Origin of the sequence: Arthrobacter sp. QXT-31 (genome assembly GCF_001969265.1) — a bacterium.
Taxonomy (GTDB): domain Bacteria; phylum Actinomycetota; class Actinomycetes; order Actinomycetales; family Micrococcaceae; genus Arthrobacter.
This window is the reverse complement of the sequence record NZ_CP019304.1, coordinates 602843-627965: the sequence shown is the minus strand read 5'-3', so window position 1 is coordinate 627965 and position 25123 is coordinate 602843. Positions and strand designations below refer to the sequence as shown.

Below are 25123 nucleotides of genomic sequence, written 5' to 3'. Positions count from 1 at the left end.
AGTGGTTTCGGGGTTTGAGTCAATCCAGCTCGCCACTATCGTCCTGATAGTGGTGGCTGGCTTCTCAGCCGGCTGGGTGGATGCCGTGGTGGGCGGTGGCGGCCTGCTGCAGCTGCCGGCGCTGCTGCTGGTGCCGGGGATCACCCCGGTGCAGGCGCTGGCCACTAACAAGATGGGCTCCATCTTCGGCACCACCACGAGTGCCGTGACCTATTACGGGCGCGTCCGGCCGGATCTGAGGACGGCCGTGCCGATGGCAGCCATTGCGCTGGCGGGCAGCTTCGGCGGTGCACTGCTGGCCACCCGGCTGCCGGCGGAGGTGTTCAAACCGATCATTGTGGTGGCGCTGGTGGCCGTCGCGCTGTTCACGGCCCTCAAGCCCGACGCCGGACACCTCACCGAGCTCAGGCACGACGGACGCACCCACTATGTGGTGGCCTGTGCCATCGGTGCCGTCATCGGTTTCTACGACGGCCTGATCGGGCCAGGCACTGGTTCGTTCCTGGTGATCGCATTGGTTTCGGCGATGGGATACGCCTTCCTCGAGGCCAGCGCCAAGGCGAAGATCGTCAACATGGCCACGAACGCCGGGGCCCTCATTTTCTTCCTTCCGCACGGCTCGCTGCTGTGGGGCGTTGGCCTGCTGCTGGGCGCAGCGAACATGGCCGGCGGTTACCTCGGCGCACGCACCGCTGTAAAACAGGGGAGCAAATTCGTGCGCGTGGTCTTCCTGGTGGTGGTTTTCGCCCTGATCGTCAAGCTCGCCTTTGACGTCTGGCAGGAGAACTTCGCCTGAGCCGGCCCCTCGCCTGAGCAGCTCCTCGCGGTCGACCGGGGGAGGGCGTAGCATGCACCTATGTCCGCCGGTGCAGAACCGTACAGGGAGGCCCTGGCTGCAGCCGTCCGGCACGCGACGCTCTGGCTGGAAAGCCAGTCCACCCGCCGGGTAGGTCCGCAGCAGGCAGCCCGGGAACTCGCCGCAGCGTTCGACGGCGCGCTGCCGCAGTCAGGGATGGCCCCGGCCGCCGTGGTGGACTACCTGGCCCGCCACGCCGAACCGGGCCTCATGGCGATGCCGTCCGGGCGCTTCTTCGGCTGGGTCATCGGCGGCACGCTTCCTGCAGCCATGGCGGCCGACTGGCTTGTCAGCGCGTGGGACCAGAACTCGGTGCTCCGCTATGCGACGCCCGCCATAGCTGCCATCGAGGACGCCGCCGGCCACTGGCTGCTGCAGTTGCTTGGCCTGCCGGAGGAATCCGATGTCGGCTTTGTCACCGGAGCCACCATGGCCAACTTCACCGGGCTGGCAGCCGCGCGCTGGCGCCTGTTGAAAAACGCGGGATGGGACCTGGAACGCGACGGACTCTTTGGCGCGCCGCGGATCCACTGCCTGGTGGGGAAGGAGCGGCACGAGACGGTGGACGTCGCGCTGCGCTACCTCGGAATGGGCAGCCCCACCGTGGTTCCGGCGGACAGCCAGGGACGCATCGAGGCAGCGGAGCTGGACTGTGCGCTGGACCGGATCGCGCTGGACCATGCTGCGGCATCCGGCCAGAGCTCTCCTCCCGCCCTCGTGCTGGTGTGCCTGCAGGCCGGAAACCTCCACTCCGGAGCCTTCGATCCCTTCGGCGCAGCCATCGCCGTGTCCAAGGCACATGGGGCCTGGGTGCACGTGGACGGGGCCTTCGGACTCTGGGCCGCTGCCGTCCCGGAGCTCGCCGGACTGACCGCGGGCGTCGAAGGGGCGGACTCCTGGGCCACCGACGCGCACAAGAGCCTCAACGTCCCGTACGACTGCGGCGTCGTCGCGGTCCGGGACGCCCAAGCCCTGCGCAGCGCCATGGGGCTGAACGCCAGCTACCTCCTTCAGGACGTTGACGGCGCCGGACATCCCAGCCAGCGGGTCCCGGAGCTTTCCCGCAGGGCCAGGGGAGTGCCGGTCTGGGCCGCGCTGAAGTCCCTCGGCAGGGACGGCGTGGCCGAACAGATACGCCGCCTCGCCGCGTCTGCTGCCCAACTCGCCGAGGAGCTCACCGCCGTCGAGGGGGTGGAGGTCCTCAACGACGTCGGCTATACCCAGATCACGGTCGCCTTCGGGGACGATGCCATGACGCGCCGGGTAGCGGACAGGCTTATCGCCGACGGGAAGGTCTGGATGTCCGGTTCCCGCTGGCACGGCAGGGACGTGGTGCGGATATCCGTGAGCAACTGGAGCACCGACGCCGGCGACCTGGCCACGGCTGTGGACGCGGTCCGGACTGCGTTGGAAGCCGCCCGCTCCGAAAGGTCCTGACGGCCTAGGTCGGGGCCGAATCCAGGGCGTCCTCGCCCGGTTCGGGCAGATCATGGGCGGCCGGAAGCCCGTCCAGTGTCCGCCCCGCGAGCGTGCTGGCCACCCACAGCGAGCGGGCCATGTCTCCGCCGTGGCCAGGCCTGGAGGTGTAGTGCAGGGCGTTGTCCACCTCGCGGGCCAGGCTCCACTGGCGGGCCACTTCAGGGTCCAGTCCAGCGGCGACGCTGAAGTCATGGCACCTTGCGAGCAGGCCGGCGGCGGGATCTCTTGCGGGCAGGTCCGGAATCCGGTTCCAGAGTACGGGTGCAACGGCGAATTCCGCCTCGCCCACCATCGGCTGCGGGTCGATGGCGGCAAAGCCGGTGGCTGCAGCACTGCCCCTCTCGTCAAGCCTGGCCAGGATGTTGAGGTAGTGGAAATCAGTGTTGACCAGGACGTCGTCGGAGGAGCGGCGGCCCACGGCACCGCGCGTCTGGCAGACCTCGAGCGCGGCCTCCAGCAGCCACCGGGGGAACGGGCGGCCCAGCTGTTCCCATTCGGCCGGCAGGTCGTCGCTCCACTGTTCCGCCCGGGCGGCCACGTGCACAAATTCCTGCCACTGCGGCCGGCCGTCGGGCACGAGGCTCAGCTCCCGCATCAGCCTGCCCCACACCTCAAGGGCAGTGTCCATCGGCTCGGTCCGCAGCGACCTGCCGGCATCCAGCCGCTCAAGGAGCATGGAGCACGTACCGGCGTCGGAGGCAAGCAGCTGCACTGCACCATGGCCGTCCCACAGCGCCAGTGCATGGCGCTCCACCAGCGCTTCGTCGTGCGGAAAAGCCACCTTCAATGCAGCGGCCACTCCTGCCGCGCGGACCGGGACCACAACACCGCCGTGCCCGCTCCACGGAAGGGTTCCCGGTTCCAGGTCAAGCTCGAGCTGCCACTGGTCCAGCCGGCCCCGGATCATGTCCGGCAACGACGCCAGCCAGGCCCTGCCGGCACTGTTGCGGGAATAGCGGCGCATCAGGTCCGGCGGAATAGGAACGTCTGCTGGCGGGCTCACATCTCCAGCGTAGTAGAGGGGGCGTCGGAAGGCCGGTAGGGGACAGCTCCTGCCAGAAAGGTCCTCTGGCGCCCCTACATGATGCCGGTGGCGCCCAGCAGGTTGCCGATGGTGAAGGTCGCGGCCAGGGCAAGGCCGCCTCCCACCACCACCCGTGCAGCTGCCCGGATTTTTGAGCCGCCGCCAATCCACGCGCCGACGGCACCCGTCACGGCCAGGGCCAGCAGGACCGCTCCAAAGGTCACCGCAACGCGAATGTTTTCGGGAGGCAGCATGATGGCGAGCATCGGCAGCAAGGCCCCCAGTGTGAACGCGATGGCTGACGCAAAGGCGGCATGCCAAGGGCTCACGATGTCCTCTTCGTCAATATTGAGCTCGGCGGAAAGGTGAGCAGCCAGGGCATCGTGCTCGGTGAGTTCCCGTGCCACGTTCCGGGCCGTTTCCTCGCTGAGGCCCTTGCTCCGGTAGATCGCAGCGAGTTCCGTCAGCTCCTCTTCCGGTTCCTCGGCAAGTTCCCGCCGTTCCTTCTCGATCATCGCCTTCTGGCTGTCGCTCTGGCTGCTGACGGAGACGTACTCGCCCAGGGCCATCGAGACGGCACCGCCCACCAGGCCGGCTGCACCGGCCGCGAGGATGGGGCCGTGCTCGCTGGTGGCACCGGCTACGCCCACCACAATTGCCGCGACCGAGACGATCCCGTCGTTGGCTCCGAGGACACCGGCACGCAGCCAGTTCAGGCGGTGCACGATGTCATTGCTGTGGGGCTCATTGGCGTGCTGCCCCGCAGGGGGCAATGCCGGATTGTCCGCTGACTCCATGGCTCCAGCAAACCACTTGGAGGCAGCCGCCAGCCAGTGGAACCTAGGGCGTTGCCGTGCCGTCTCCGGTCGGGTGCGCCGAGGGTGCCGCCGGCTCCGGAAGCTCCGGCAGGAGCGAGGTGTCCAGCACAATGCCGGGCACGGGGCCGGGATCGGATCCCCAGCGCATGGTCCGCTGGGCGGCTGCGACCAGCGAGGAGACGGCCCACTTCCGCGTCTCGCCGTCGCTCAGGGCCACAAGGTCGCCGTAGACCGGGAGCGTTCCGGCTTCCAGGCTGGCCAAGCCAGCGGCAGGCTTCTGCAGGAACGAGGTGTCCAGGGTGTAGCCCGGTTCGCGGGGAGGAACGGAGACGCAGTGAACGCGCGTGTACGCCTCGGCCTGGCCCACCACGGCCTCGTGCTTGGCCAACAGTCCGGCGGCCTGTTCCGCAGCGGCCCCCTCCAGGCGGGTCAGTGCCACCTGGTAGCCATAGACCGTTTCCACCTCTGTCCGGACTGCCCGGCCAAGGGCGGCAGCCAGCGTGGCAGTGTCGGCGGGACCGGTTGTTTGGCCGGACTGGTCACTGCCACTGGATTGGCCACTGCTGCTTGATGGGTCACTGTTGTTTGATTGATCACTGCTGCTTGATTGGGCGCCATCCTGCGACCGGGCACCGCTGCCAGAGGGGCTGGTGACCGAACAGGCGGTGGCGGCGTTGCGCTGTGTCGCCGACGGCGCCGGGAGCGCCGGTGGCGGCGTTCCCGCAGCCTGCGCCAGGGTCGTCGCCTGAAGCAGTTGGGCGGTCCCCACCGCCGTAAGCAGGCGGGCCATCCCGCCGTCGGCCTTCTCGGCGTGGAGGAGGCGTTCCTTGCCGCTCTTGGACAGCGCGGTGACCAGCGCCGGCAGTGCTGCCGTGCCCGAGGGCGCTGGTGCCGATGTTGCCCCGGCGGACGCGCTGGCGGTTCCGGGCGCCCCGGCGGACGGGCCGGCGGTTCCGGACGCGCCGGCCGCTGAACTGGCGCCGGGCGCCGAACCTGTCCCAACCGCAGGGCTGGAGGTGTCGCCGCCCGGCAGAAGGAGCGCCCTTGCCTGCGTAGTCAGCAAAGTCACAGCGTGCGAAAACAGCTGGCGCCGGGCACCGGACGATCCGTTCGCGAGCTGCTGGCTGGCAGCCCTCAAATCCAGGGTTTCGGCGAGGGCAGCGGTGCGTGCCTGCTCGGAGAACGATGGGGCTGCAGGTGCCGGTGATTCCCGCGGAATCAGCGCAAAACCGAGACTCAGCACCAGGAACGCGGCGAGTGCCAGCAGGGCATACCGGAGATAATTGCCCGGCCTTCTTTTTCGCCCGCTGTCGTCATTCACAACAGACCATGTTGTCACGGCCGGGAGGAAGTCCGTGCACCAAGGCGCCCGGAAAATCGCTACGCTAGTAGTCACAACATCATCTATCGGGAGGCGGCCGGCATCGTGAGTAATGCAGAAGCCACGACTTCATCAGACCGGACCGGCGCGGGAAAGGCTGAAGCCGCGGCTGTCCACAATCCCGAGGCTGAACGCCTTCGGTCGCTACTGGAGCCCGCGGTCCAGTCCCACCGCCTCTACCTGGAGGATGTTGCCATCCAGATTGCAGGTTCCAACCGGATAGTCCACGTAGTGGTGGATCTGCCGCAGGAAGAAACGGGCGGCGTGAGCCTTGACGTCATTGCGGACATCTCCAAGGAACTTTCCGACATCCTGGACAACGACCCCGGAACAGACAGCCGGCCCTATGACCTTGAGGTCTCATCGCCCGGCGTGGGGCGCCCGCTGACCGAGCCCCGGCACTGGCACCGCGCCCGTGGCCGCATGGTCACCGTGAACGTGATCCAGGATGAGAATGTCACGGGCAGGATCAGTTCCGTCGACGACGCCGGCGTGACCATCGTCCCCGAAATCGCCGTGAAAAAGGGTATGAAGCCCAGGCAGGGCGACCCCGTAAAACTTCCTTTCGACAAGATCCGCAGCGGAAAAGTCGAAATTGAGTTCAGCCGCCTCGACGAGGCCGGTCTGGAAACTGAGCACAATGGACCTTCTGAGGAGGCCTGATGGATATTGATATGAGCGCGCTGAGACTCCTGGAGCGTGAGCGCGAAATCCCGCTGGATCTCCTCATCCCCACAATCGAGCAGGCACTGCTCGTTGCCTACCACAAGTCGCCGGGCGCCTTTGAGAAGGCCAGGGCGGAGCTGGACCGCAAGAGCGGCCATGTGACCATCTGGGCCACCGAGATTGACGACGACGGCGCACCGATCGGCGAGTTCGAACACACGCCGGCCGGGTTTGGCCGCATCGCCGCCAGCACCGCGCGCCAGATCATCCTGCAGCGGCTGCGCGACGTTGAGGACGACAACGTCCTGGGCGAGTTCAAGGGGCGCGAGGGTGAGCTTGTTGCCGGTTTGATCCAGCAGGGCAACAACCCGCACATGATCCAGGTCAACCTCGGCACCGTGGAGGCCCTGCTTCCGCCGCCGGAACAGGTGCCGGGGGAGAAGTACATTCACGGGAACCGGCTCCGCGCGTACGTGATCGACGTGCACCGCGGTACCAAGGGCCCGTCCATCACCCTGTCCCGTTCGCACCCGGGCCTGGTTCGGAAGCTTTTCGAACTGGAGGTCCCCGAGATCGCCGACCGCTCCGTGGAGATTGTCGCCCTGGCCCGCGAGGCCGGGCACCGCACCAAGATTGCGGTCAAGGCGAACACCCCGGGCATCAACGCCAAGGGCGCGTGCATCGGCGAAATGGGCTCGCGCGTGCGGGCGGTCATGACCGAACTGAACGACGAGAAGATCGACATCGTTGACTTCAGCGAGGATCCGGCAACGTTCATCGCCAGCGCATTGTCGCCGTCGCGCGTGAATTCCGTCACGATCACCGACGAGGCAACCCGTTCGGCCCGCGTTGTGGTTCCGGACTACCAGCTCTCACTCGCCATCGGCAAGGAAGGCCAGAACGCCCGGCTTGCCGCCAAGCTGACGGGCTGGCGCATCGATATCGTCTCCGACGCCGCCGCTCCCCGCGGCTAGGAGGCGTGGCCGAACGGCCGAAAAACCATCCGGCACAGCACCTGATGCCGACCGGACTGTCAGCTCCTGTGGCGGGCAGTTCCGGTTTCCGGTTTCGGGTATAAGGCCCGTGAGGGGCTAGAATAGAACTTGGCCGCGCCTAGCGGCCGGCATCAGCGTGTTCGGGCGCCGGGTCCTGCCGAAAGGCAGAGGCAGGCGGCCGGGCAGGCAGATAGGTACAGGCAGGAAGATACTCGGAAGTGGCACACGTGCAACATGTCGGGAATCAGCCGCAGCGTACCTGCATCGGATGCCGGAAAAAGGGGCCGCGGTCAGAGTTACTCCGGCTCGTCTCCGACGCCGGCGGTTCGTCCGCCGTCGTAGTGGATGAACGACGCCGGATGGCTGGCCGGGGTGCATGGCTGCACCCCAGCGAAGCGTGCCTGGCCCTGGCGGTCAAGCGGCGAGCCTTCGGAAGGGCCCTCAACGGGTCAACCGGAACCGCCGCCGTCGAACGCCGGATAACGGCAGGAGCGCACGCTGCGGATGTCCCGGCGTCTGCAGTACCAACCGTCCAACCTGAAAGCGGGTCAGAAATCTGATGGAAACCCGATGAGTTCCCAGCGATGAGTGCGTAACGATGACAACTTTGTTGCGCTCTGCAATGGGCCTTTCAGCTGTAACAGCAGCGGGGGCCCGCAGTAAGAAGTAGACGGTTCGTGCCTGGCTCGGTGCGGACCGAGACAGGAGAAATGTGGCCAAGGTCCGCGTACACGAGCTCGCGAAAGAGCTCGGTATCACTTCCAAAGATGCAGTAACCAAGCTGCAGGAACTGGGCGAATTTGTTCGCTCCGCCTCATCCACCATTGAGGCCCCCGTGGTGCGGAAACTCCGCAACGCATTCCCGGCTGCCGCCGCTTCGAAGTCCGAAGCGCCCGTAGCTGCACCCAAGTCCCCGGCCAAGCCGGCCGAATCCCGTCCCGCGCCGGCTCCCGGTCCTGCTGCACCCAAGGCTGCGGCACCCGCTCCGGCCCCGGCGCCCGCTCCGGCACCCGCCCCCAAGGCGGAGGCGCCTGCAGCTCCCGCCGCCCCGGCAGCTCCCGCTGCCGGAACGCCTGCTGCACCCTCCACCGGTGCCAAGCCGGGAGCCCGTCCCGCGCCCAAGGCTGAGACCCCCGCACGTCCGGGCGGCGCTCCGCGTCCCGGTGGCCCCCGCCCCGGCAACAACCCCTTCGCTACGTCCCAGGGCATGCCCCGCGGCCGCGGAGGAGACGGCGAACGTCCGCCGCGCCCGGGCAACAACCCGTTTGCCACGTCCCAGGGCATGCCCCGTCCCGGCGGCGGCCGCACTGACGCCGACCGTCCCGGCGGTCCGCGTCCGGCAGCCGGTGCAGGCGGACCCCGCCCCGGTGCTCCGCGTCCGGGCGCTACGCCCGGTCCGCGTCCGGCAGCCGGTGCAGGCGGACCCCGCCCCGGCGGTCCCCGTCCGGGCGCCGGCGGAAACCGGCCCACGCCTGGCATGATGCCTAACCGCACCGAGCGTCCAGCACCTGCAGGTGCCGGCCGTCCCGGTGGCGGCGGACGCGGCCCCGGCCGTCCCGGCGCTCCCGGAACCGGCGGTCCCGGTGGCGGCGGCGGTGCTCCGGCCGGCGGTGGCTTCGGCAAGGGTGGCCGCGGTCGCGGTGGAACCCAGGGTGCGTTCGGCAAGGGCGGCGCTGGCCGCGGCAAGCAGCGCAAGTCGAAGCGCGCAAAGCGCCAGGAACTTGAGCAGATGAGCGCACCGTCGCTGGGTGGCGTGAGCGTACCCCGCGGCGACGGCAACACTGTTATCCGGCTTCGCCGTGGCTCGTCCATCACGGACTTTGCTGACAAGATCGAGGCGAACCCCGCCGCGCTGGTTACCGTGCTCTTCCACCTCGGTGAAATGGCAACGGCAACCCAGTCGCTGGACGAGGACACCTTTGCACTCCTCGGCGAGGAACTCGGCTACAAGCTGCAGGTTGTTTCGCCGGAGGATGAGGAGCGCGAGCTGCTCAGCACGTTCGATATTGACGTCGAAGCCGAACTCGAGGCCGAAGGTGACGAAGAGCTTGAGGCACGTCCTCCGGTAGTCACCGTCATGGGCCACGTTGACCACGGTAAGACGCGCCTGCTGGATGCCATCCGTAACTCTGACGTCGTTGCCGGCGAGCACGGCGGCATCACGCAGCACATCGGTGCCTACCAGATCAGCCACGAGCATGAGGGTGCGCTGCGCGACATCACCTTCATCGATACCCCGGGTCACGAGGCGTTCACCGCCATGCGTGCCCGTGGTGCGAAGGTCACGGACATCGCCATCCTGGTTGTGGCAGCGGACGACGGCGTGATGCCCCAGACCGTTGAAGCCCTCAACCACGCCCAGGCGGCCAACGTGCCGATCGTCGTGGCCGTGAACAAGATCGACAAGGAAGGCGCGAACCCGGACAAGGTCAAGGGCCAGCTCACCGAGTACGGCCTGGTTCCCGAAGAATACGGTGGCGACACCATGTTCGTTGAGGTCTCTGCCCGCCAGAACCTGAACATTGACGAGCTGATCGACGCTGTCCTGCTGACCGCTGACGCCGCGCTTGACCTGCGGGCCAACCCGGACAAGGCCGCCCGCGGTATCGCCATCGAAGCGAACCTGGACAAGGGCCGCGGTTCCGTGGCCACCGTCCTGGTGCAGTCCGGTACCCTCGCTGTCGGCGACACGATCGTGGCGGGTACGGCCCACGGCCGCGTCCGCGCCATGTTCGACGAGGACGGCGAAGCACTCGACGTGGCACTGCCGTCCCGCCCGGTCCAGGTCCTCGGCCTGTCCAACGTGCCGCGCGCCGGTGACACCTTCCTGGTGACCGCCGACGAGCGTACCGCCCGCCAGATCGCCGAGAAGCGTGAAGCCGCTGAGCGCAACGCCCAGCTCGCCAAGCGCCGCAAGCGCATCAGCCTGGAAGACTTCGACCAGGCCGTCGCCGAAGGCAAGATCGACACCCTCAACCTCATCCTCAAGGGTGACGTGTCCGGTGCCGTGGAAGCCCTCGAAGACGCGCTGCTCAAGATCGATGTCGGCGAAGGCGTCCAGCTCCGCGTTATCCACCGCGGTGTTGGTGCGATCACGCAGAACGACGTCAACCTGGCGACCGTCGACAGCGCCGTCATCATCGGCTTCAACGTCAAGCCTGCCGAGCGGGTTGCCGAACTGGCAGACCGCGAAGGCGTGGACATGCGCTTCTACTCCGTCATCTACTCCGCAATCGATGACATTGAGCTGGCCCTCAAGGGCATGCTCAAGCCGGAGTACGAAGAGGTCCAGCTTGGCACGGCCGAAGTCCGCGAAGTGTTCCGTTCCTCCAAGTTCGGCAACATTGCAGGCTCCATCGTTCGCACCGGTACCATCCGACGCAACACGAAGGCCCGCATCAGCCGCGGCGGCAAGCTCATCGGCGACAACCTCACGGTGGAGACGCTCAAGCGCTTCAAGGACGACGTCACCGAGGTCCGCACGGACTTCGAGTGCGGTATCGGACTTGGCTCGTACAACGACATCGTTGAAGGCGACATCATCGAGACCTTCGAGATGCGCGAGAAGCCGCGCGTCTAAGGCGGTTTAGCGTTCCGAAGTGCGGGGCCGTTGGGTTTTCCCGGCGGCCCCGCCCCTTCGCTGGGTGGCCTACGTCTAACGACGTCGGTCACCCAGCTTCGGCAGCGGAGTCAGCCTTCCAATGCTCGCAAGCCCGCATCGGGGCCCTCTGCTGCCACCTTGGATGCCCTCCCACGCCGCCGCAAAAAATCCAACGGGTGCGTCGTAGACTCGCCTCAGGTGCGTGGCAGATAACTGCTACGGTCGACGCAGCTATTGTGCCGCCGTCGTACCCTCAAATTTTTCTAGGAGTAAAAATGGCTGATCCGGCACGCGCTGCCAAGATGGCGCAGCGGATTAAGGTTGTTGTTGCTGAGGCTTTGGGCCGGAAGGTGAAGGATCCCCGGCTTGAGGGGATTACCGTTACCGACGCCCGGGTGACCAACGACCTGCAGCATGCGACCGTGTACTACACCGTGTTCGGCGACCAGGCCGTGCAGGCTGATGCCGCCAAGGGGCTGGAGAAGGCCAAGGGCGTGCTTCGGCAGGAAGTTGGCCGGAACATCACTGCCCGGCTGACCCCCACGCTTGAGTTCGTGGCGGACCAGATCCCCGTGAATGCGTCCAACCTCGAGGAGCTGCTCCGCACGGCGAAGCAGCGCGACGCCGAGGTGGCCGAACTGGCACGGAACGCCAAGCATGCGGGCGAGGCCGACCCGTACAAGAGCGACGTCCAGCCGGACGTGGAAATCGACGAAGACGACTTCGACGAAGAGGACCTCGATCTGGTGGACGGCGACTCAATCGATGAGGACCGGAACCACTAGCCTTCCCGGTCTGCAGGGCAGAACCTGCGCCATCAGGCAGAGCCCAGGGCGCGGCAGGATCTTTACGGTCCTGCCGCGCCCTTGCATTTAACATCTCCTCTATCAGTCGTCCAGCGGCATCTTCACGACGCGGCCGTCCGGTGCCGCATTCGGAACCGGCAGGGAATTGACCGTGGCATAGACGGTTTCGCCCCTGATGTCGACGTCGGCCGTGAGCACACCCGGAAGCACCACCGTCTGCTTGCCGGAATGGGCAGACAGCCTCAGCACGCCCTTGCCGAACAGGGACGCGACATACACGTGCCCGTCGTCGTCCATGTCCACGCCGGTCGGTGACATGACGTCGTCGGCAAACAGCTTGACGCGGCCGTTGTCCGGATTGATCTTGAACACAGCTCCGCGGGCTCCCAGTGCCGGGTCCTCCGGACCGCCGGGCAGCACGGAGACATACAGCCAGCCGTCCGGTCCGCGCTTAACATCGGTTGGTACCGGCTCGAACCGGTAGGTGTGCCCGACGATGCAGCCCGGAAGTTTGAGGGCCGCAGCCTCCGCGGCGGTGAAGGTGTGCGGCCGGGCCGGCAGCACGGCAACCGTCTCAGCCTCACCTGACTTCACGTCGACCGAAACGATGCTGTTGGCTCCGGCGTCGGCAACGTAGATGGTGCTGCCATAGACGTCGATTCCATAGGGATGCGAATCGATCTGGCCCTTGTAGGAGATGGGCACGTCCTTCGGCAGTTTTGCAGCGCAGGCGGCAGGGAGATTCTTGAAACCGAAGCTGGTGCCGCCGTCGGCGTTGTGCTTCGTCTCAAGGGCGGCCAGGTCGCCGAAGGTACGTTGCTTGCCGTCGGCGTCAATGCTCCTGATGTGTCCGGCCAAGGGCCTCGGATCCATGGGGCCGGCGCCCTGGCTCTCGGCGATGTAGATGGTCCGGCCGCGGCGGTCGGTGCCAGCCACATCCCAGGCTGCATCCCGGTAGACCACCGACTTGCTGCCGTCCCGGGCGATTTTGGTCAGCCGCCCCGCGAATTCCTCGCTGACCAGCACGGAACCGTCCTGGCCGTCGCTGAGGTGGAGCGGACTCAAGAGGCCTTTCGCAAGCACAACCGGTGCGGGCTGGCTCCCTTTCGCGTCGCCGGCCGGGGCTGCATGGCCCGCCGGGGACGCCGACAACAGGAGTGCGGCAGCCGCGACCGCCGCCAAAAATGCTCGTTGCTTTTCCATACCGTCTCCAATGTCGATGGTGCGCATCCAGAACATTGAGACCGATATGTGGTCCGAAAATCGGGTCCCCCGACGCGCGTATTCTAGGCCCGCCTTCGGAGCCTGTCGATGGGCCGATGCTCTCCAAGTGCTCTTACCAAGGACTTATGGGAGCCATCGGCGCCGGCGGGGAAGAATGTCAGACCATTAACGTCAGACCCCCGGCTCACACTTGGTCTATGGAAGCCATCGGGGGATTCACCGGGAACCGGGCCGCCCGGTGCCGGTGGGCTGGCTTCCATCTCCGGGAACGACGGCGGTGGCCGGCTGGGCGGGGACGTCACCAATGCGGGGACTAATAATGATGCTCCTATTGGTGTCAACGGTTCGGCGCCCCGCGTCGTGACAGGGGTGACCGGGGAACTGCCTAGTGGCGTCAAGGGTCTATCGATCGCTGCGCGACGGCCTCCGGCCGCCCTTGACCCCAGAGCGTCCCCGGTCATTACTGCAGGGGTCGCGGGGCGCCGAGCCCGGTCACCGTTGGTCCGTGCCCCTTCTAGGCGCCAGCCGGCCGGATCCGCAACACAGAAGGTGTTTTTGCGGTTTCTGCGGACGGCGAGTTGAGCCAGTCTTCGTACCGTTGGTAGAACTCGTCGTTGCGCGTAATTCCGCGTTCGAGGCGGGAGAGCGAGGTGGGCCAGACGTGCAGGCTGTCCGCTGCGGCTTGGAGGGTGATGTTCTTGGTCTTGCGCAGTACGCGAAGTGACCCGGCGTCCGGTGCCGGATGCGGATGGATGATTTGGTCGTAGATTTCGCGGGCGATGTAGCGTTTGAGACACCGGATGATCTCGGTGGTGCTTTTGCCTTCGGCCTGGCGCTTAGCCACGTAGTTCCTGGTACGGGCGTCGGTTCTCATCCGGACCAGGGCGACGTGGTGGATGGCTTTGTTGGCCTGCCTGTCACCACCGCGGCTGAGCCGGTGCCGCGTCGTTCTTCCTGAGGAAGCCGGTATCGGCGCGACACCCGCGAGGGCAGCGAATTTGGCTTCAGAGGTGATCCGTTCGGGGTTATCGCCGACGGTAACCAGCAGTTGGCTGGCGACGTCCGTTCCTACGCCCCTGACGTCGCGGAGCATCGGGGCATGAATTCTGATGATCGCGTCGAGCTCGGCGTCGATCACGGGCCACTTCCTGATCCAAGGCGCGGTAACGGATGGCGAGGCGTTTGAGCACGGCCGCGGTGGCGTTCACGGGTTTTGTCATGTCCCCTGCGGGGCGGGTTTTCTCCAGGGCGGCCATCATGGCGGCGCGGGTCAGGTGCCGGTATTTGGCCCGGAGCGTCTCGGGTGCTGCCGTGAGGATGCTTTTGATCTGGGTCATGACCGCTACCCGGGCGCGCATGGCCGTTGCCCGCTCGGCGCGCAGGACCCGCAGGGATTCCACCCGCGCCATCCCTGGATTTTGGTGTTGCAACGTTCCGGCCGGCCAGCGCAGCCTCGGCCGCCTGGTACGCGTCCAGGGGATCGGATTTGCCCCTGAGCCGGCGTCCCTGCCGGTTCGGGCGCATGACTTCCAGAACCCGGATGCCTTCCCCGGTCAGGACACGGGCGAGTTCGGCACCGTAGCTGCCGGTGCCTTCCACCCCGGCGGCAATGACCTGGCCGAACCCGATGATGAAGGCCGCAATGCTCCGGTAGCCCGAACCCACAGCGAGAAACTCTTTGTCCGTAATGTGTCTGCCGGTCTCGTCGATGATTGCGACGTGGTGGGTGTCGGCGTGAGTGTCGATCCCGGCGATGACTTTCAGATGTTGGTTTGCCATGATGAAGCTAGCCCTGCCTTCCGTTGCGTGCGGTGGGGACACAAAGGGGCACGCCGGCCGGGTGGGCAGACAAGACAGTAATGGGATTCTTCGAGCAGGCTCCTATGAGGTCATGTCCACCTGGCCGCCGCGTTTACTGCAGCCTGTGCCGACGGCCGGACAAATCATTTTCAAGACAAACCCTTCGCGGGGGGCGTCAGTCAGAACCAGAGCCACACCGGCAGCACAAGCCAATTTCATCATTACTGTCAGACCCCCTGAGCAGAATAGGTCTATGGAAGCCATTGGGGGATTCACCGGGAACCGGGCCGTCGGGCCCGGTGCCGGTGGGTCAGGCTCCGTGGCAGGGATCGACGGCGGCGGCTGGCTCACCGGAGCGGCTCCCGACGGTAGTGCTTCCGAGGGCTGGACGCCGGATGACGCGGCGAAAAATGTCAGACCCCCAGTCCAGACTCGGTCTATGGAAGCCATGGGGGGATTCACCGGGAACCGGGCCTTAGGGCCCGGTGCCGGTGGGTTGGGTTCTGTCTCGGGGGATGACGGCGGTGGAGCGGCTCTCCCGGAGGGTGGAGCATCTGCAGGTAGTCGCCGCCGGTGCCGTGGAGAGGTCCCGCACCGCGGCCCTCACCGCCGCCGCGGCACCCCTGGTCCCCGACGCCGTTCCCGTCCCGGATGCGGACCCCAATGCTGATGGTTCCCGGAATACCGTGGATTTCCTTCGGACCAGGCTGGGCATCAGCGCCTGCGAGGCCCGCCGCCGCCTCACCCTGGCCGACTCCATCCTTCCCAGGGCAGGATTCGGCGGCCAACAGCTACCGCCCCGCTACGGGGAACTCGCGACGGCGGTCAGCACCGCCCAGGTCAGCTCCCGTGCCGCGACCACGATCACCCTCGCCCTGGACCGGGCCCGGCACTTCACCACCCCCGCCCGCACCGCCGCGATGGAACACGAACTCACTCAAACGGCGATCGACAATGACGCCGACTTCGTCACGCGCGTCGCCCGGCACTGGGCCGAGGCGATCGACCAGGACGGCCCCGAACCCTCCGAACCCGCGCTCCGCCAGATCCAGGGCGCCTTCATCCGCCGCCCCAAACACGGCCTGCACCACCTGGAAATCTTCGCCACCCCCGAACAGTTCGAAACCCTCACCACCGCCATGAACACCGCCACCAACCCCCGCACCCCGGCCCCGGAACACGCAGACGGGAATGGCAGCGACGGCGATGGCGGGAATGGCAGCCACGGCGCCGGCGGCGGGACGGCGCGGCGGCGGCGGGACCAGCGGGGCGGCGGATGCTGATGCTGTCCTTGCCCGGTGGGACAGCCCGGGTGTACCGGAAATCGACCTGGATCACCGGTCGCAGGGGCAGAAACGCCTCGACGGGCTCGTCGGCGCCTGCCAAACCGCCCTCACCACCGACGCCCTGCCCGCCAACGGCGGCACCGCCCGCAGATCCTGGTCACCATCGACTACCGCGACCTGCTCGCCAGAGTCGAGCAATGGCTGGGCCAGCCCAGCACCGCCAGTCTCCAAGGAGCGCTGGACACACAGTGGGCCCAAGGCGATCAGGATCTGCAGCCAGCCTCCGCCGGTCCGCTCAACGCCGCCCGAACCGGCGACGGCACAGCCCTGTTCGCGTTCAGCGGGCCGGTGAACCCGGCCACGATCCGCAAAATCGCCTGCGACGCCGACCTCATCCCCGTCGTCCTCGGCACCGGCGGCCGCATCCTCGACGTCGGCCGCGCCTCACGGATCTTCCCGCCCCACATCCGCAAAGCCATCATGGCCCGCGACCAAGGCTGCGCGTTCCCGCAATGCACCATGCCCGCACCCTGGTGCGAAGCCCACCACATCACCTACTGGTCACGCGGCGGACCCACCAGCACCGCAAACGGCGTCCTCCTCTGCAGCTATCACCACCACCTGATCCATAAGGAAAACTGGACCATCGAAGTCACCAACGAAGTCCCCTGGTTCAAACCACCACCAGAACTCGACCGGGGGCGTAAACCCCGCCGCAACCAATACTTCAGATCACGCCCCCACCGGGAATGAAGGGCGCCGGCGAGAACATGCAAGGGATCCGTTGTCCTCACAATCAGGCTGGCGGTGAGCTACTGCCCACCGGCTCCCGGAATGCGGGGGGCAAACCTGTCCCGCCACACCCGTCGGGCTGGCTATGATCAGACCATGCGCGCCCACCCATCAGCTGCAGACGTGACCGGCTACCTGACCGAGGCGGTGGCCCTGGCTGAACGGAACGTCGCGGCCGGCGGCGGACCCTTCGGCGCACTGGTGGTCACGGCCGACGGCACCGTCCACGAAGGGGTCAACCGCGTCACACGGGACAACGACCCCACCGCCCATGCCGAGGTGGTGGCAATCCGCACTGCCGCTGCTGAGACGAAAAATTTCGACCTGAGTGGCGCAGTCCTTTACGCCAGCTGCGAGCCATGCCCGCTGTGCCTCGCGGCCGCCCTCTGGGCGCGGATTGACCGGGTGTACTTCGCGGCCGACAGGCACGGTGCAGCAGCGGCGGGTTTTGACGACGCCGTCTTCTATGAGTACTTCGATGGCTCCCGGCCGGAATTGCTGCCGGTCAGCCACACTCCGGTTCCGACGTCGGGCAGCCCATTCGATGCGTGGCGCAGCAACGCCGAACGGACCAACTACTAAACCCGCTGCCGACTACTAAAACCAAAGCAAACTAGAGACCCTCTACGGAGCCGGATGCCTGCGGGGCAACCGGCCCACGCCCTCGACCAATTCGCGTTGATCCCCGCACAGGGCTATGCGGATCCAGCCCTCGCCGATGGAACCAAAAGCAGTTCCGGGAGCAAAAGAGACACCGGCGTCGGCGAGGAACTGCTTCACCCAGGCCCTGACGTTTCCGCCGCTCACGTGCGAGACGTCCGCCCAGAGGTAGAACGCGCCCTGGGCACTGAGAAATGGAATGCCCTTCTCTGCCAGCACAGCGGATGCGGCGTCACGGTTGGCGCGGTAGTGCGCGTGGGCCTGCGACACGTAGTCCTGGGGGCCGGTCAGGGCGGCGAGCGCCGCGTACTGGGACGGCGATGCCACGCAGGAGACGATGGCCTCCATGACGTTGTTCATGCGCTGCTCCAGACCGGGCGGGCAGACCAGGGCGCCGATGCGCAGCCCGGTGAGCCCATAGGTCTTGGAAAGCGTCAGCGATGTGAAGACGCGGGCCTCGCCGGGAACGGTGCTGTCGAACCGGGCAGGACTCACGTGCGGAACGTCGTAGGTGAAGGCCTCGTAGCACTCGTCCGAGATGATCCACAGGTCGTGCCGGCGGGCCAGCTCCACCAGTTCCCGGGTCAGGTCCTCCCGGAGGACTGCGCCCAGGGGGTTCGACGGCGAGTTGAGCACGAGCACGCGTGTCCGGTCCGTGATGAGCGCCTCGATGTCCGCGATGCGCGGCTGGAAATCGTGGGCGGGATACAGGGGATACTGCACGGGCACGGCATGCAGCAGCCGGCTGGTCATGGCAAACGTGGGATAGCCGGGATTGGGAATCAGGATCTCGTCACCGGGAGCCAGTAGCAGGCTCATGGCAAAGTGCAGGCCTTGCTGTGCGCCATCAACCACGTAAACACGGTCCGCTCCTATGTCTGCGCCCGACAGTTCGCGGAACCTTGCGGCGAAAGCCTCGCGGAGCGCCGGAAAGCCGGCGTTGGGAGTGTAGTTGGTCTCGTCGCGGTCAAGGCAGGCGATTCCGGCATCCAGCACGTGGCGGGGGAGCGGGAACCCGGGCTCCCCGATACTCAGGATCAGCGCACCGGGGGTGCGCCACGCGGCCTCGGTGATCTCGCGGATCTGGTTTACGGGGACGTCGCGTATGTGGGCGGAAAGCTCGGGCATGACTGCCATCCTATGCCGGACGCAGCGGCGGCTCCGATGGCGCCGCCGCCCAGGGCCCCTCCCCGTCGCCGATATACTGATAGGCGTGCTTTCTGGACTGGTAATAGTGGACAAGCCGCAGGGATGGACCAGCCACGATGTGGTTGGACGGATGCGGCGGATCGCCGGCACCCGGAAAGTGGGCCACGCGGGCACACTGGATCCGATGGCCACGGGCGTGCTGGTCCTCGGCATCAACAAGGCCACCCGGCTGCTGACGTACATCGTGGGCACGTCCAAGACCTATACGGCCACCATCCGGCTGGGGGAATCCACCATTACCGATGACGCCGAAGGCGAAGTGGTGAGCCGGACCAGCGCAGCGTCCCTGACCGAGGACGCCATCCGCTCCGGAGTGGACTCCCTGACGGGGGAGATCCAGCAGGTTCCCAGCAGCGTCAGTGCCATCAAGGTCAACGGTGAGCGCTCCTATGCCCGTGTCCGTTCCGGGGAAGACGTCCAGCTGGCTGCCCGGCCGGTCACCATCCACCGCTTCGACATTCACGAAATCCGCCGGGACCACGCCGCAGGGCACGACACGGATGTGGTGGACATCGACGTGACGGTTGAATGCTCGTCGGGCACATACATCCGTGCCCTGGCACGGGACCTTGGAAATTCGCTCGGCGTCGGTGGCCACCTGACTGCGCTGCGCCGGACCAATGTGGGCCCATACTCGCTGGACCAGGCCCGCACCCTCGAGCAGCTCGCCGAAGACCTCGAAGTCCTGGAAATGTCCCAGGCGGCCAGGGCGTTGATGCCCAACCGCGAGCTCAGTGCAGACGAAACCACGGAGATTTCCTTCGGCCGGCGCATCGCGGCCGGCGCCGCTGCCGGCACACCGGGGGCGGCGACGGCGGAGAAGCCCGCGGCCGCGTTCGCGCCGGACGGTTCGCTGGTGGCGCTACTCGCGGACAGCGGAAGCTTCGCCAAACCTGTGCTGGTCTTCGCCCCGGGGACGGGACCCGGCGTCTCCAACAGTTCCGGCGCATCCAGCAGTTCCGACGCAGGGGCCGGCGTCCCTAACGGTTCGCGTGCCGACAGCGGCGGGCGGGCCTAGCGTTGGACGCCTTTTTCTACATCATCCTGGGCGTTGGCCTGCTGTCCACCATCATCTGCGTGGCGGCGGGCATCATGAAGAAGGCCCCGAACGACATCACCATCCTCTCGGTGGCCGCCGTCGAACTGGCCCTGCTGATCTATCTCTTGGGCTCTATCGTGCGGGTCATCGCGGGGGAGCAGATCGCCGGGGAGGCCTGGGAATTTTGGGGCTATTTGGCCACCGCACTTCTGTTGCCCGTTGCGGCCGTGTACTGGTCCATTCTGGAACGGACCCGCTGGAGCAACTTTGTCCTGGCCGCCGTCGGAGTTACCGCCCTCGTCATGGCCGCCCGCATGAATCAGATCTGGTACTGAAGTGGAAGAAGCACGTAAAGTGACTGAAACGTCCGAACACACCGGCCAGCGCCCCGGCAACACGAGGAACACCGGTCCCGGCCGGCTCCTCATCGCCGTCTACGCCATCTTTGCCATCTCAGCCACCGCACGGGCCGGCTACCAGATCCTCACCAAGTTCTCCGAGGCCCCGCTGGCCTATCTGCTGTCCGCCTTCGCCGCCGTGGTCTACGTCGTGGCCACCGTGTCGCTGGCAAAGGCTGGCCGCACGTGGTTCAAGGTTTCCCTGGTCGCCGTCCTGGTGGAACTGGTCGGCGTCATCATCGTGGGCGCGCTGAGCCTGTTCGACGCCGTGCAGTTCCCCCACGAAACCGTGTGGTCCGCCTTTGGCCGCGGCTATGCCTTCGTTCCGCTGATCCTGCCCGTCCTGGGCCTCATTTGGCTGTATCGACGGCGGCCCTCGGCCCCCGCTGTTTGATTCCGTCCCGCTGATATCCCGAAGCTAGCGGTTCTCGTCGGGCAGGTCCACCTCGATCAGCTCGCCGGGCGTCACTGTCCGCGGGCCCGTCGGCGCGGGCAGCGTGCCTGGTTCCACGCCCTGTGCTGCCGGCGGGGACTGCCGGGGCTGCGGACCGCCACCGAGAATACCGCCCAGGATGTCGCCAAGGCCGCCAGAACCGTGCCCGCCGCCCGGTCCGCCAGGACCGGGTCCGCCGGACCCCAGCCCGCCGCCCAGGATTCCTCCGAGGATGCTCCCCAGGTCAATCCCGCCAGCCGGGGATGTCTGGCCGGCGGAACCCTGGCCGCCGCCGAGGACCTTCTTGGCCAGGTACGACATGACGATCGGGGCGAGGATCGGCAACAGCCTGCGGACAAGGTCCCCGCCGACTCCGCCGAGGTTTGCCGTTCCGGCCAGCCGGTTCGCCACCTGGTCCTGCTGGCCGCCGAAGACATGGCCAACGATCTTTTCACCGTCCTGGGTGTCCACCTGCGACGGATCCACGCCGCCATCAGCGAGTCCGTTCCGGTGCCTGGCCAGCTGGGACTCCAGCGCCGCTGCACCGTCCGGCGCCTGGACGTTGCTCTGCATTCCGGCTAGCAGTGTGGGCACCGCGGCCTCGACGGCGGCCTGTGCGGACGCCGTATCTGTCCCCAGCATGGAGGCGATCTGCTGGACAGGAATCTGTCCCAAAAGCTCCTGGATGTCGCTCATGGCATGGCTCCTTCCGGCCCGCTCATCCAAGCGGGCGTTCCTGCCTTGACGTTCGAGAAAGCCCAGGACAACGCGCCCGGGCCGGTGCCTTTGCATCCTAACCGGGCATACTTGCTGGCGGTAGGCCCGCACTGCCGTTCGCCCGGCCGCTCATCGCCGTCCGTGCCGGCCATCCGTCCCTGCCGTCCGTGACAGGCAGGGATTGCGGGTAACCTTAGAGAGTTCCGGCCCGGAGTGCGCCGGGAGCAATTTCTGGCAGGCAGTAAAAGGCGAGGTTGATGGTCCACATCTGGAATGATCCGACCGAGGTCCCCGAAGACTTTGGTCCTTCCGTTGTCACTATCGGCAATTTCGACGGCGTCCACCGCGGCCATCAGCAGGTGCTGTCCCAGCTCATCAGGACGGCGCGGCTGAACAACGCCAAGTCGGTCGCCGTGACATTCGATCCCCACCCGGCAGTGGTCCACCGGCCGGAAAGTGCCCCCGAGTTGATCATGGGGCTGCAGGATAAACTCCAGGCTCTGGGCGAACTGGGCCTCGACGCCATCCTGGTCATGAAGTACTCCCTGGAACTCGCCAGCCTGACGCCCGAAGAGTTCGTTGGCTCGGTCCTCGTAGACAGCCTCCACGCGAGCCACGTCGTCATCGGCCACGACACCCGCTTCGGCAAGGGCAACTCCGGCGACCTGAACACCATGCAGGAACTGGGGGACAAGTTCGGGTTCGAAGTGCTGGTGATCAGCGAGTTTGGCTCCGAGGGTTTTCCGCTGCATGACGACGGCGGGACGGACCGCCGCTGTTCCTCCACCTGGGTGCGCGAGGCATTGCGCGAGGGAGACGTCGGCACCGCCGCCGCGGTCCTGGGCCGCTCCCACCGGATGCGGGGCGAGGTGGTCCACGGCGCGGCGCGCGGCCGGGATCTGGGATTCCCCACCGCCAACCTCTCCAGCGATGCGAGCGGACTGATTCCCGCCGACGGCATCTACGCCGGCTGGCTCGTGGATGAGGCCGGAACGCGTTGGCCGGCCGCCATCTCCGTTGGCTCCAACCCCACGTTCGACGGCGTGAGCCGCCAGGTGGAGGCGCACGTCATCGACAGGCCCGAAGAACGCATCGAGGACTTCGATCTGTATGACCAGACAGTAGTCGTGGAGTTCGTGGCCAGGCTCCGCGGCATGGTGGCGTACCGTGGGCCTGAAGCCCTTGTGGAGCAGATGCGCCAGGACGTCCTGCAGACGCACGACATCCTGTTTAAGCGCTGACCGGCTGCACGGCGCAGACCCGCACCCCGCAGTCCCGCCCCACGCGGTCCCGCGGCACACAGTATTGGCAAGGAAGGCGACGCTGTGACGGTAGAGAAGAACACCAGGAAACTGGACAAAGGGATTGTGCGCGACTTCAGCTCCCGGATGAGCTACGCGTCCTACCTCCAGTTGCCCACGCTGCTCAGCGCCCAGCAGCCCGTCAGCGTCCCGGAACACCACGACGAACTGCTGTTCATCATCCAGCACCAGACCACCGAGCTCTGGCTGAAACTGGTGCTCCACGAGCTCCGCAGCGCTTCCCAGTGGTTGCGTGAAGACGACCTCGGGTCGGCCCTGAAAGGCATCGCGCGGGTCAAGCACATCCAGAAGACCCTCACTGAACAGTGGTCCGTGCTGGCCACGCTGACACCCACCGAGTACGCGGAATTCCGCGGCTTCCTGGGCAATTCGTCCGGATTCCAGTCCAGCCAGTACCGCGCCGTCGAGTTCGTGCTGGGCAACAAGAACAGGAAGATGCTGCCCGTCTTCGAGTCCGATCCCGAGGCCCACGCCATGTTGACGGAATTGCTGCATGCGCCCAGCATCTACGACGAGTTCATCGCCTACCTGCACCGCCAGGGTTTCGATGTTCCCGAGGAGGTGCTGAACAGGGATGTGACCCGGGCGCACGAGTTCGAGCCAGCCCTGGTGCCCCTCTTCAAACACATCTATGAGAACGCCGCCGCCAACTGGGGCGCCTACGAGGCCTGCGAGGAGCTGGTTGACCTGGAGGACAACTTCCAGCTGTGGCGGTTCCGCCACCTGCGGACCGTGCAGCGCACCATCGGCATGAAAACCGGAACAGGCGGTTCCTCCGGAGTCGCGTTCCTGCAAAAGGCCCTCGAGCTGACGTTCTTTCCGGAGCTGTTCGCCGTGCGCACGGAGATTGGACAGTGACTACCGAAGCAGGGACCGCCCTGCTGCAAAAAGCCGCCCGCCTTGATGCCGCCGACCCGCTGGCCCGTTACCGGGACCTGTTCGTCGGCGCGGAGACCGAGCTGTCCTACCTTGACGGCAACTCCCTGGGCCGGCCGCTCAAACGGACCGCAGGAGACATATCCGCCTTCATCGAGGAGGGCTGGGGCGGGCGCCTGATCAGGGGCTGGGATGAGGAATGGCTGGAACTGCCCCAGGCCATCGGCGACCAGCTGGGGCGGGCGGTGCTCGGCGCCGCGGCGGGCCAGACCATCATCGCCGACTCCACCACCGTGGTCCTGTACAAGCTGATCCGGGCGGCCCTGGCCGCCGTCGGAGATCCGGCGCGGACGGAGATCGTGGTGGACACGGACAACTTTCCCACCGACCGGTACCTCGTCGAGGGCATCGCCAAGGAGGAGGGCCTGACCCTGCGCTGGATCGAGGCGGATCCCGCCTCAGGGGTCCACCTCGAACAGGTGAGGGAGGCTGTGGGGCCGGCCACCGCCGTCGTCCTCCTGAGCCACGTGGCCTACCGCTCGGGCTACCTCGCGGACCTGCCCGCCATCACTGCGGCCGTGCACGACGCCGGCGGGCTGGTGGTCTGGGACCTGTGCCATTCTGCCGGGTCCGTGGAGCTGCAGCTGGATGCCTGGGGCGTGGACTTTGCCGCGGGCTGCACCTACAAATACCTGAACGGGGGACCGGGATCGCCCGCCTTCGCCTACGTCAATGACCGGCACCTGCCCGGACTGGCGCAGCCCATCTGGGGATGGATGGGCCGGAAGGACGCGTTCGAGATGGGACCCGGCTATGAACCGGCCGCCGGTATCCGGGGTTTCCTGAGCGGCACGCCGGCCATCTTCGGAATGATCGCCATGCGCGGCACCCTGGACCTGATTGAAGAGGCCGGCATGGCCGCCATCCGGGAAAAGTCGCGGCAGCTCACTGCCTACGCGCTGGAGCTGCACGACGCCTGGCTGGCGCCGGCCGGGGCGCGGCTGGCCACGCCGCGGGATCCGGAGCGCCGCGGAGGCCACATCACCGTTGACCATGCCGCTTTCCGTGAGGTGACCGCGGCGCTGTGGGAGCGCGATGTCATTCCGGACTTCCGGGCGCCGCAGGGCATCAGGATCGGACTTTCGCCGCTGAGCACCGGTTTTGCCGAGCTCCACCGTGGCATGGCGGCCATCCGGGACCTGCTCCCTGAGGCCTGAGACGCCCCGTGGCCGTTTCGACAAGATTGCAATACGGCCGGTAAACTAAGCGGTGGATCCGGCTGCAGTCCGTGGTTGCTGGGTCCTGTCTTATGCGGAATCTTCTGTGGAAGTCCGCTCCGGCACCCCCGGCAGTGATTTTCTGACTCGGGCCTCACGGCACATCTCTAGGAGTTATTGTGGCACTTGACGCCGCCGTAAAGCAGTCCATCATCAAGGAATACGCAACGTCCGAGGGCGACACCGGTTCGCCGGAGGTCCAGATTGCGGTTCTGACTCAGCGGATCAAGGATCTGACTGAGCACATGAAGGAGCACAAGCACGACTTCCACACCCAGCGCGGTCTGCTGGCCATGGTTGGTCGCCGCAAGCGCATGCTGACCTACCTGAAGAACACCGACATCGCCCGCTACCGTTCGCTCATCGAGCGTCTCGGCCTGCGCCGCTAGTCTTGTGTGGGGCGGCCCTTTCCTCCCGGAACGGGCCGCCTCTTCAGTACATAAAAACTAAACAGGAGGATCAAC

24 protein-coding genes and 1 pseudogene are annotated in these 25123 nt (G+C 66.6%); 17 read left to right on the top strand and 8 right to left on the bottom strand.

Annotated features, from left to right (window positions below; all coding sequences use genetic code 11):
* The first annotated feature begins 1 nt into the window (after position 1).
* A complete protein-coding gene (locus tag BWQ92_RS02950; protein ID WP_076798165.1) occupies positions 2-796 on the top strand; it encodes a sulfite exporter TauE/SafE family protein in 795 nt (264 codons plus the stop codon).
* A gap of 60 nt (positions 797-856) precedes the next feature.
* Entirely contained in the window at positions 857-2293 is a 1437-nt protein-coding gene (locus BWQ92_RS02945) for a pyridoxal phosphate-dependent decarboxylase family protein (protein WP_076798164.1), read from the top strand.
* A gap of 4 nt (positions 2294-2297) precedes the next feature.
* Here the strand turns inward: BWQ92_RS02945 and BWQ92_RS02940 are convergent, their stop codons facing one another.
* The 3 genes from BWQ92_RS02940 to BWQ92_RS02930 form a co-directional block, all read right to left on the bottom strand.
* Positions 2298-3338 carry an aminoglycoside phosphotransferase family protein gene (locus tag BWQ92_RS02940; protein ID WP_076798163.1) on the bottom strand — a complete coding sequence of 347 codons (1041 nt, stop codon included), beginning with the start codon at positions 3336-3338 and terminating at the stop codon, positions 2298-2300.
* A 74-nt stretch (positions 3339-3412) separates the two neighbouring features.
* Positions 3413-4156: a VIT1/CCC1 transporter family protein gene (locus tag BWQ92_RS02935; RefSeq protein ID WP_076798162.1), complete on the bottom strand. Its 744-nt coding sequence runs from the start codon at positions 4154-4156 to the stop codon at positions 3413-3415.
* A 43-nt stretch (positions 4157-4199) separates the two neighbouring features.
* A complete protein-coding gene (locus tag BWQ92_RS02930) occupies positions 4200-5498 on the bottom strand; it encodes a DUF4439 domain-containing protein (protein ID WP_083706203.1) in 1299 nt (432 codons plus the stop codon).
* A 105-nt stretch (positions 5499-5603) separates the two neighbouring features.
* On the opposite strand from BWQ92_RS02930, the gene rimP reads away from it, so the two are divergent.
* From rimP to rbfA, 5 genes are all read left to right on the top strand, one after another.
* Positions 5604-6221 (top strand): ribosome maturation factor RimP, encoded by a 618-nt coding sequence (rimP, locus tag BWQ92_RS02925; protein WP_076798161.1) that lies wholly within the window; start codon positions 5604-5606, stop codon positions 6219-6221.
* Entirely contained in the window at positions 6221-7198 is a 978-nt protein-coding gene (gene nusA, locus BWQ92_RS02920) for a transcription termination factor NusA (RefSeq protein ID WP_076798160.1), read from the top strand. Before rimP ends, nusA begins: the two co-directional genes overlap by 1 nt.
* A 239-nt stretch (positions 7199-7437) precedes the next feature.
* Positions 7438-7779 carry a YlxR family protein gene (locus BWQ92_RS02915; RefSeq protein WP_076798159.1) on the top strand — a complete coding sequence of 114 codons (342 nt, stop codon included), beginning with the start codon at positions 7438-7440 and terminating at the stop codon, positions 7777-7779.
* 152 nt (positions 7780-7931) lie between these two features.
* A complete protein-coding gene (infB, locus tag BWQ92_RS02910) occupies positions 7932-10799 on the top strand; it encodes a translation initiation factor IF-2 (RefSeq protein WP_076798158.1) in 2868 nt (955 codons plus the stop codon).
* A 296-nt stretch (positions 10800-11095) separates the two neighbouring features.
* Positions 11096-11605 (top strand): 30S ribosome-binding factor RbfA, encoded by a 510-nt coding sequence (rbfA, locus tag BWQ92_RS02905; protein WP_076798157.1) that lies wholly within the window; start codon positions 11096-11098, stop codon positions 11603-11605.
* Between the two features lie 102 nt (positions 11606-11707).
* Here rbfA and BWQ92_RS02900 read toward each other — a convergent pair whose 3' ends face one another.
* The 3 genes and pseudogenes from BWQ92_RS02900 to BWQ92_RS24160 all read right to left on the bottom strand — a co-directional run bounded on the left by BWQ92_RS02900 (position 11708) and on the right by BWQ92_RS24160 (position 14629).
* Positions 11708-12829 carry a ScyD/ScyE family protein gene (locus BWQ92_RS02900; RefSeq protein WP_076803469.1) on the bottom strand — a complete coding sequence of 374 codons (1122 nt, stop codon included), beginning with the start codon at positions 12827-12829 and terminating at the stop codon, positions 11708-11710.
* 775 nt (positions 12830-13604) lie between these two features.
* Positions 13605-13943: pseudogene (locus BWQ92_RS24675) on the bottom strand (transposase); the annotation flags it as partial.
* Positions 13944-13984: 41 nt separating this feature from the next.
* Positions 13985-14629, bottom strand: coding sequence for an IS110 family transposase (locus tag BWQ92_RS24160; RefSeq protein ID WP_236783088.1), 645 nt, complete (start codon positions 14627-14629; stop codon positions 13985-13987).
* A gap of 536 nt (positions 14630-15165) precedes the next feature.
* Between BWQ92_RS24160 and BWQ92_RS23415 the strand changes: the two genes are divergently transcribed.
* From BWQ92_RS23415 to BWQ92_RS02880, 3 genes are all read left to right on the top strand, one after another.
* Complete coding sequence (locus tag BWQ92_RS23415) at positions 15166-15933, top strand: DUF222 domain-containing protein (protein ID WP_157365088.1); 768 nt, start codon at positions 15166-15168, stop codon at positions 15931-15933.
* Positions 15934-16284: 351 nt separating this feature from the next.
* The gene (locus BWQ92_RS24155; protein WP_076798155.1) at positions 16285-16689 is read left to right on the top strand and encodes an HNH endonuclease signature motif containing protein; all 405 of its coding nucleotides are present in this window, start codon (positions 16285-16287) and stop codon (positions 16687-16689) included.
* A gap of 135 nt (positions 16690-16824) precedes the next feature.
* Positions 16825-17310: a nucleoside deaminase gene (locus BWQ92_RS02880; RefSeq protein ID WP_076798154.1), complete on the top strand. Its 486-nt coding sequence runs from the start codon at positions 16825-16827 to the stop codon at positions 17308-17310.
* 42 nt (positions 17311-17352) lie between these two features.
* On the opposite strand, the gene BWQ92_RS02875 is transcribed toward BWQ92_RS02880, so the two are convergent.
* Positions 17353-18516, bottom strand: a complete 1164-nt coding sequence (locus tag BWQ92_RS02875; protein WP_172804237.1) for a pyridoxal phosphate-dependent aminotransferase — start codon at positions 18514-18516, stop codon at positions 17353-17355.
* Positions 18517-18601: 85 nt separating this feature from the next.
* Between BWQ92_RS02875 and truB the strand changes: the two genes are divergently transcribed.
* Genes truB through BWQ92_RS02860 form a run of 3 tightly spaced genes read left to right on the top strand, consistent with a single transcriptional unit; the run spans position 18602 to position 20428 of the window.
* The gene (gene truB / locus BWQ92_RS02870) at positions 18602-19615 is read left to right on the top strand and encodes a tRNA pseudouridine(55) synthase TruB (protein WP_076798152.1); all 1014 of its coding nucleotides are present in this window, start codon (positions 18602-18604) and stop codon (positions 19613-19615) included.
* 2 nt (positions 19616-19617) lie between these two features.
* Entirely contained in the window at positions 19618-19971 is a 354-nt protein-coding gene (locus BWQ92_RS02865; RefSeq protein ID WP_076798151.1) for a hypothetical protein, read from the top strand.
* 1 nt (position 19972) lies between these two features.
* Positions 19973-20428 (top strand): hypothetical protein, encoded by a 456-nt coding sequence (locus BWQ92_RS02860; protein ID WP_076798150.1) that lies wholly within the window; start codon positions 19973-19975, stop codon positions 20426-20428.
* 24 nt (positions 20429-20452) lie between these two features.
* Here BWQ92_RS02860 and BWQ92_RS02855 read toward each other — a convergent pair whose 3' ends face one another.
* Entirely contained in the window at positions 20453-21163 is a 711-nt protein-coding gene (locus BWQ92_RS02855; RefSeq protein WP_076798149.1) for a DUF937 domain-containing protein, read from the bottom strand.
* Between the two features lie 278 nt (positions 21164-21441).
* On the opposite strand from BWQ92_RS02855, the gene BWQ92_RS02850 reads away from it, so the two are divergent.
* The 4 genes from BWQ92_RS02850 (at position 21442) to rpsO (ending at position 25048) form a co-directional block, all read left to right on the top strand.
* Positions 21442-22425: a bifunctional riboflavin kinase/FAD synthetase gene (locus BWQ92_RS02850; protein ID WP_076798148.1), complete on the top strand. Its 984-nt coding sequence runs from the start codon at positions 21442-21444 to the stop codon at positions 22423-22425.
* A gap of 84 nt (positions 22426-22509) precedes the next feature.
* The gene (gene kynA, locus BWQ92_RS02845) at positions 22510-23364 is read left to right on the top strand and encodes a tryptophan 2,3-dioxygenase (protein WP_076798147.1); all 855 of its coding nucleotides are present in this window, start codon (positions 22510-22512) and stop codon (positions 23362-23364) included.
* Positions 23361-24599, top strand: coding sequence for a kynureninase (gene kynU, locus BWQ92_RS02840; protein WP_076798146.1), 1239 nt, complete (start codon positions 23361-23363; stop codon positions 24597-24599). The genes kynA and kynU overlap by 4 nt, the downstream gene beginning before the upstream one ends.
* A gap of 179 nt (positions 24600-24778) precedes the next feature.
* Positions 24779-25048 (top strand): 30S ribosomal protein S15, encoded by a 270-nt coding sequence (rpsO, locus tag BWQ92_RS02835; RefSeq protein ID WP_003798808.1) that lies wholly within the window; start codon positions 24779-24781, stop codon positions 25046-25048.
* The last annotated feature ends 75 nt before the right edge of the window (positions 25049-25123 follow it).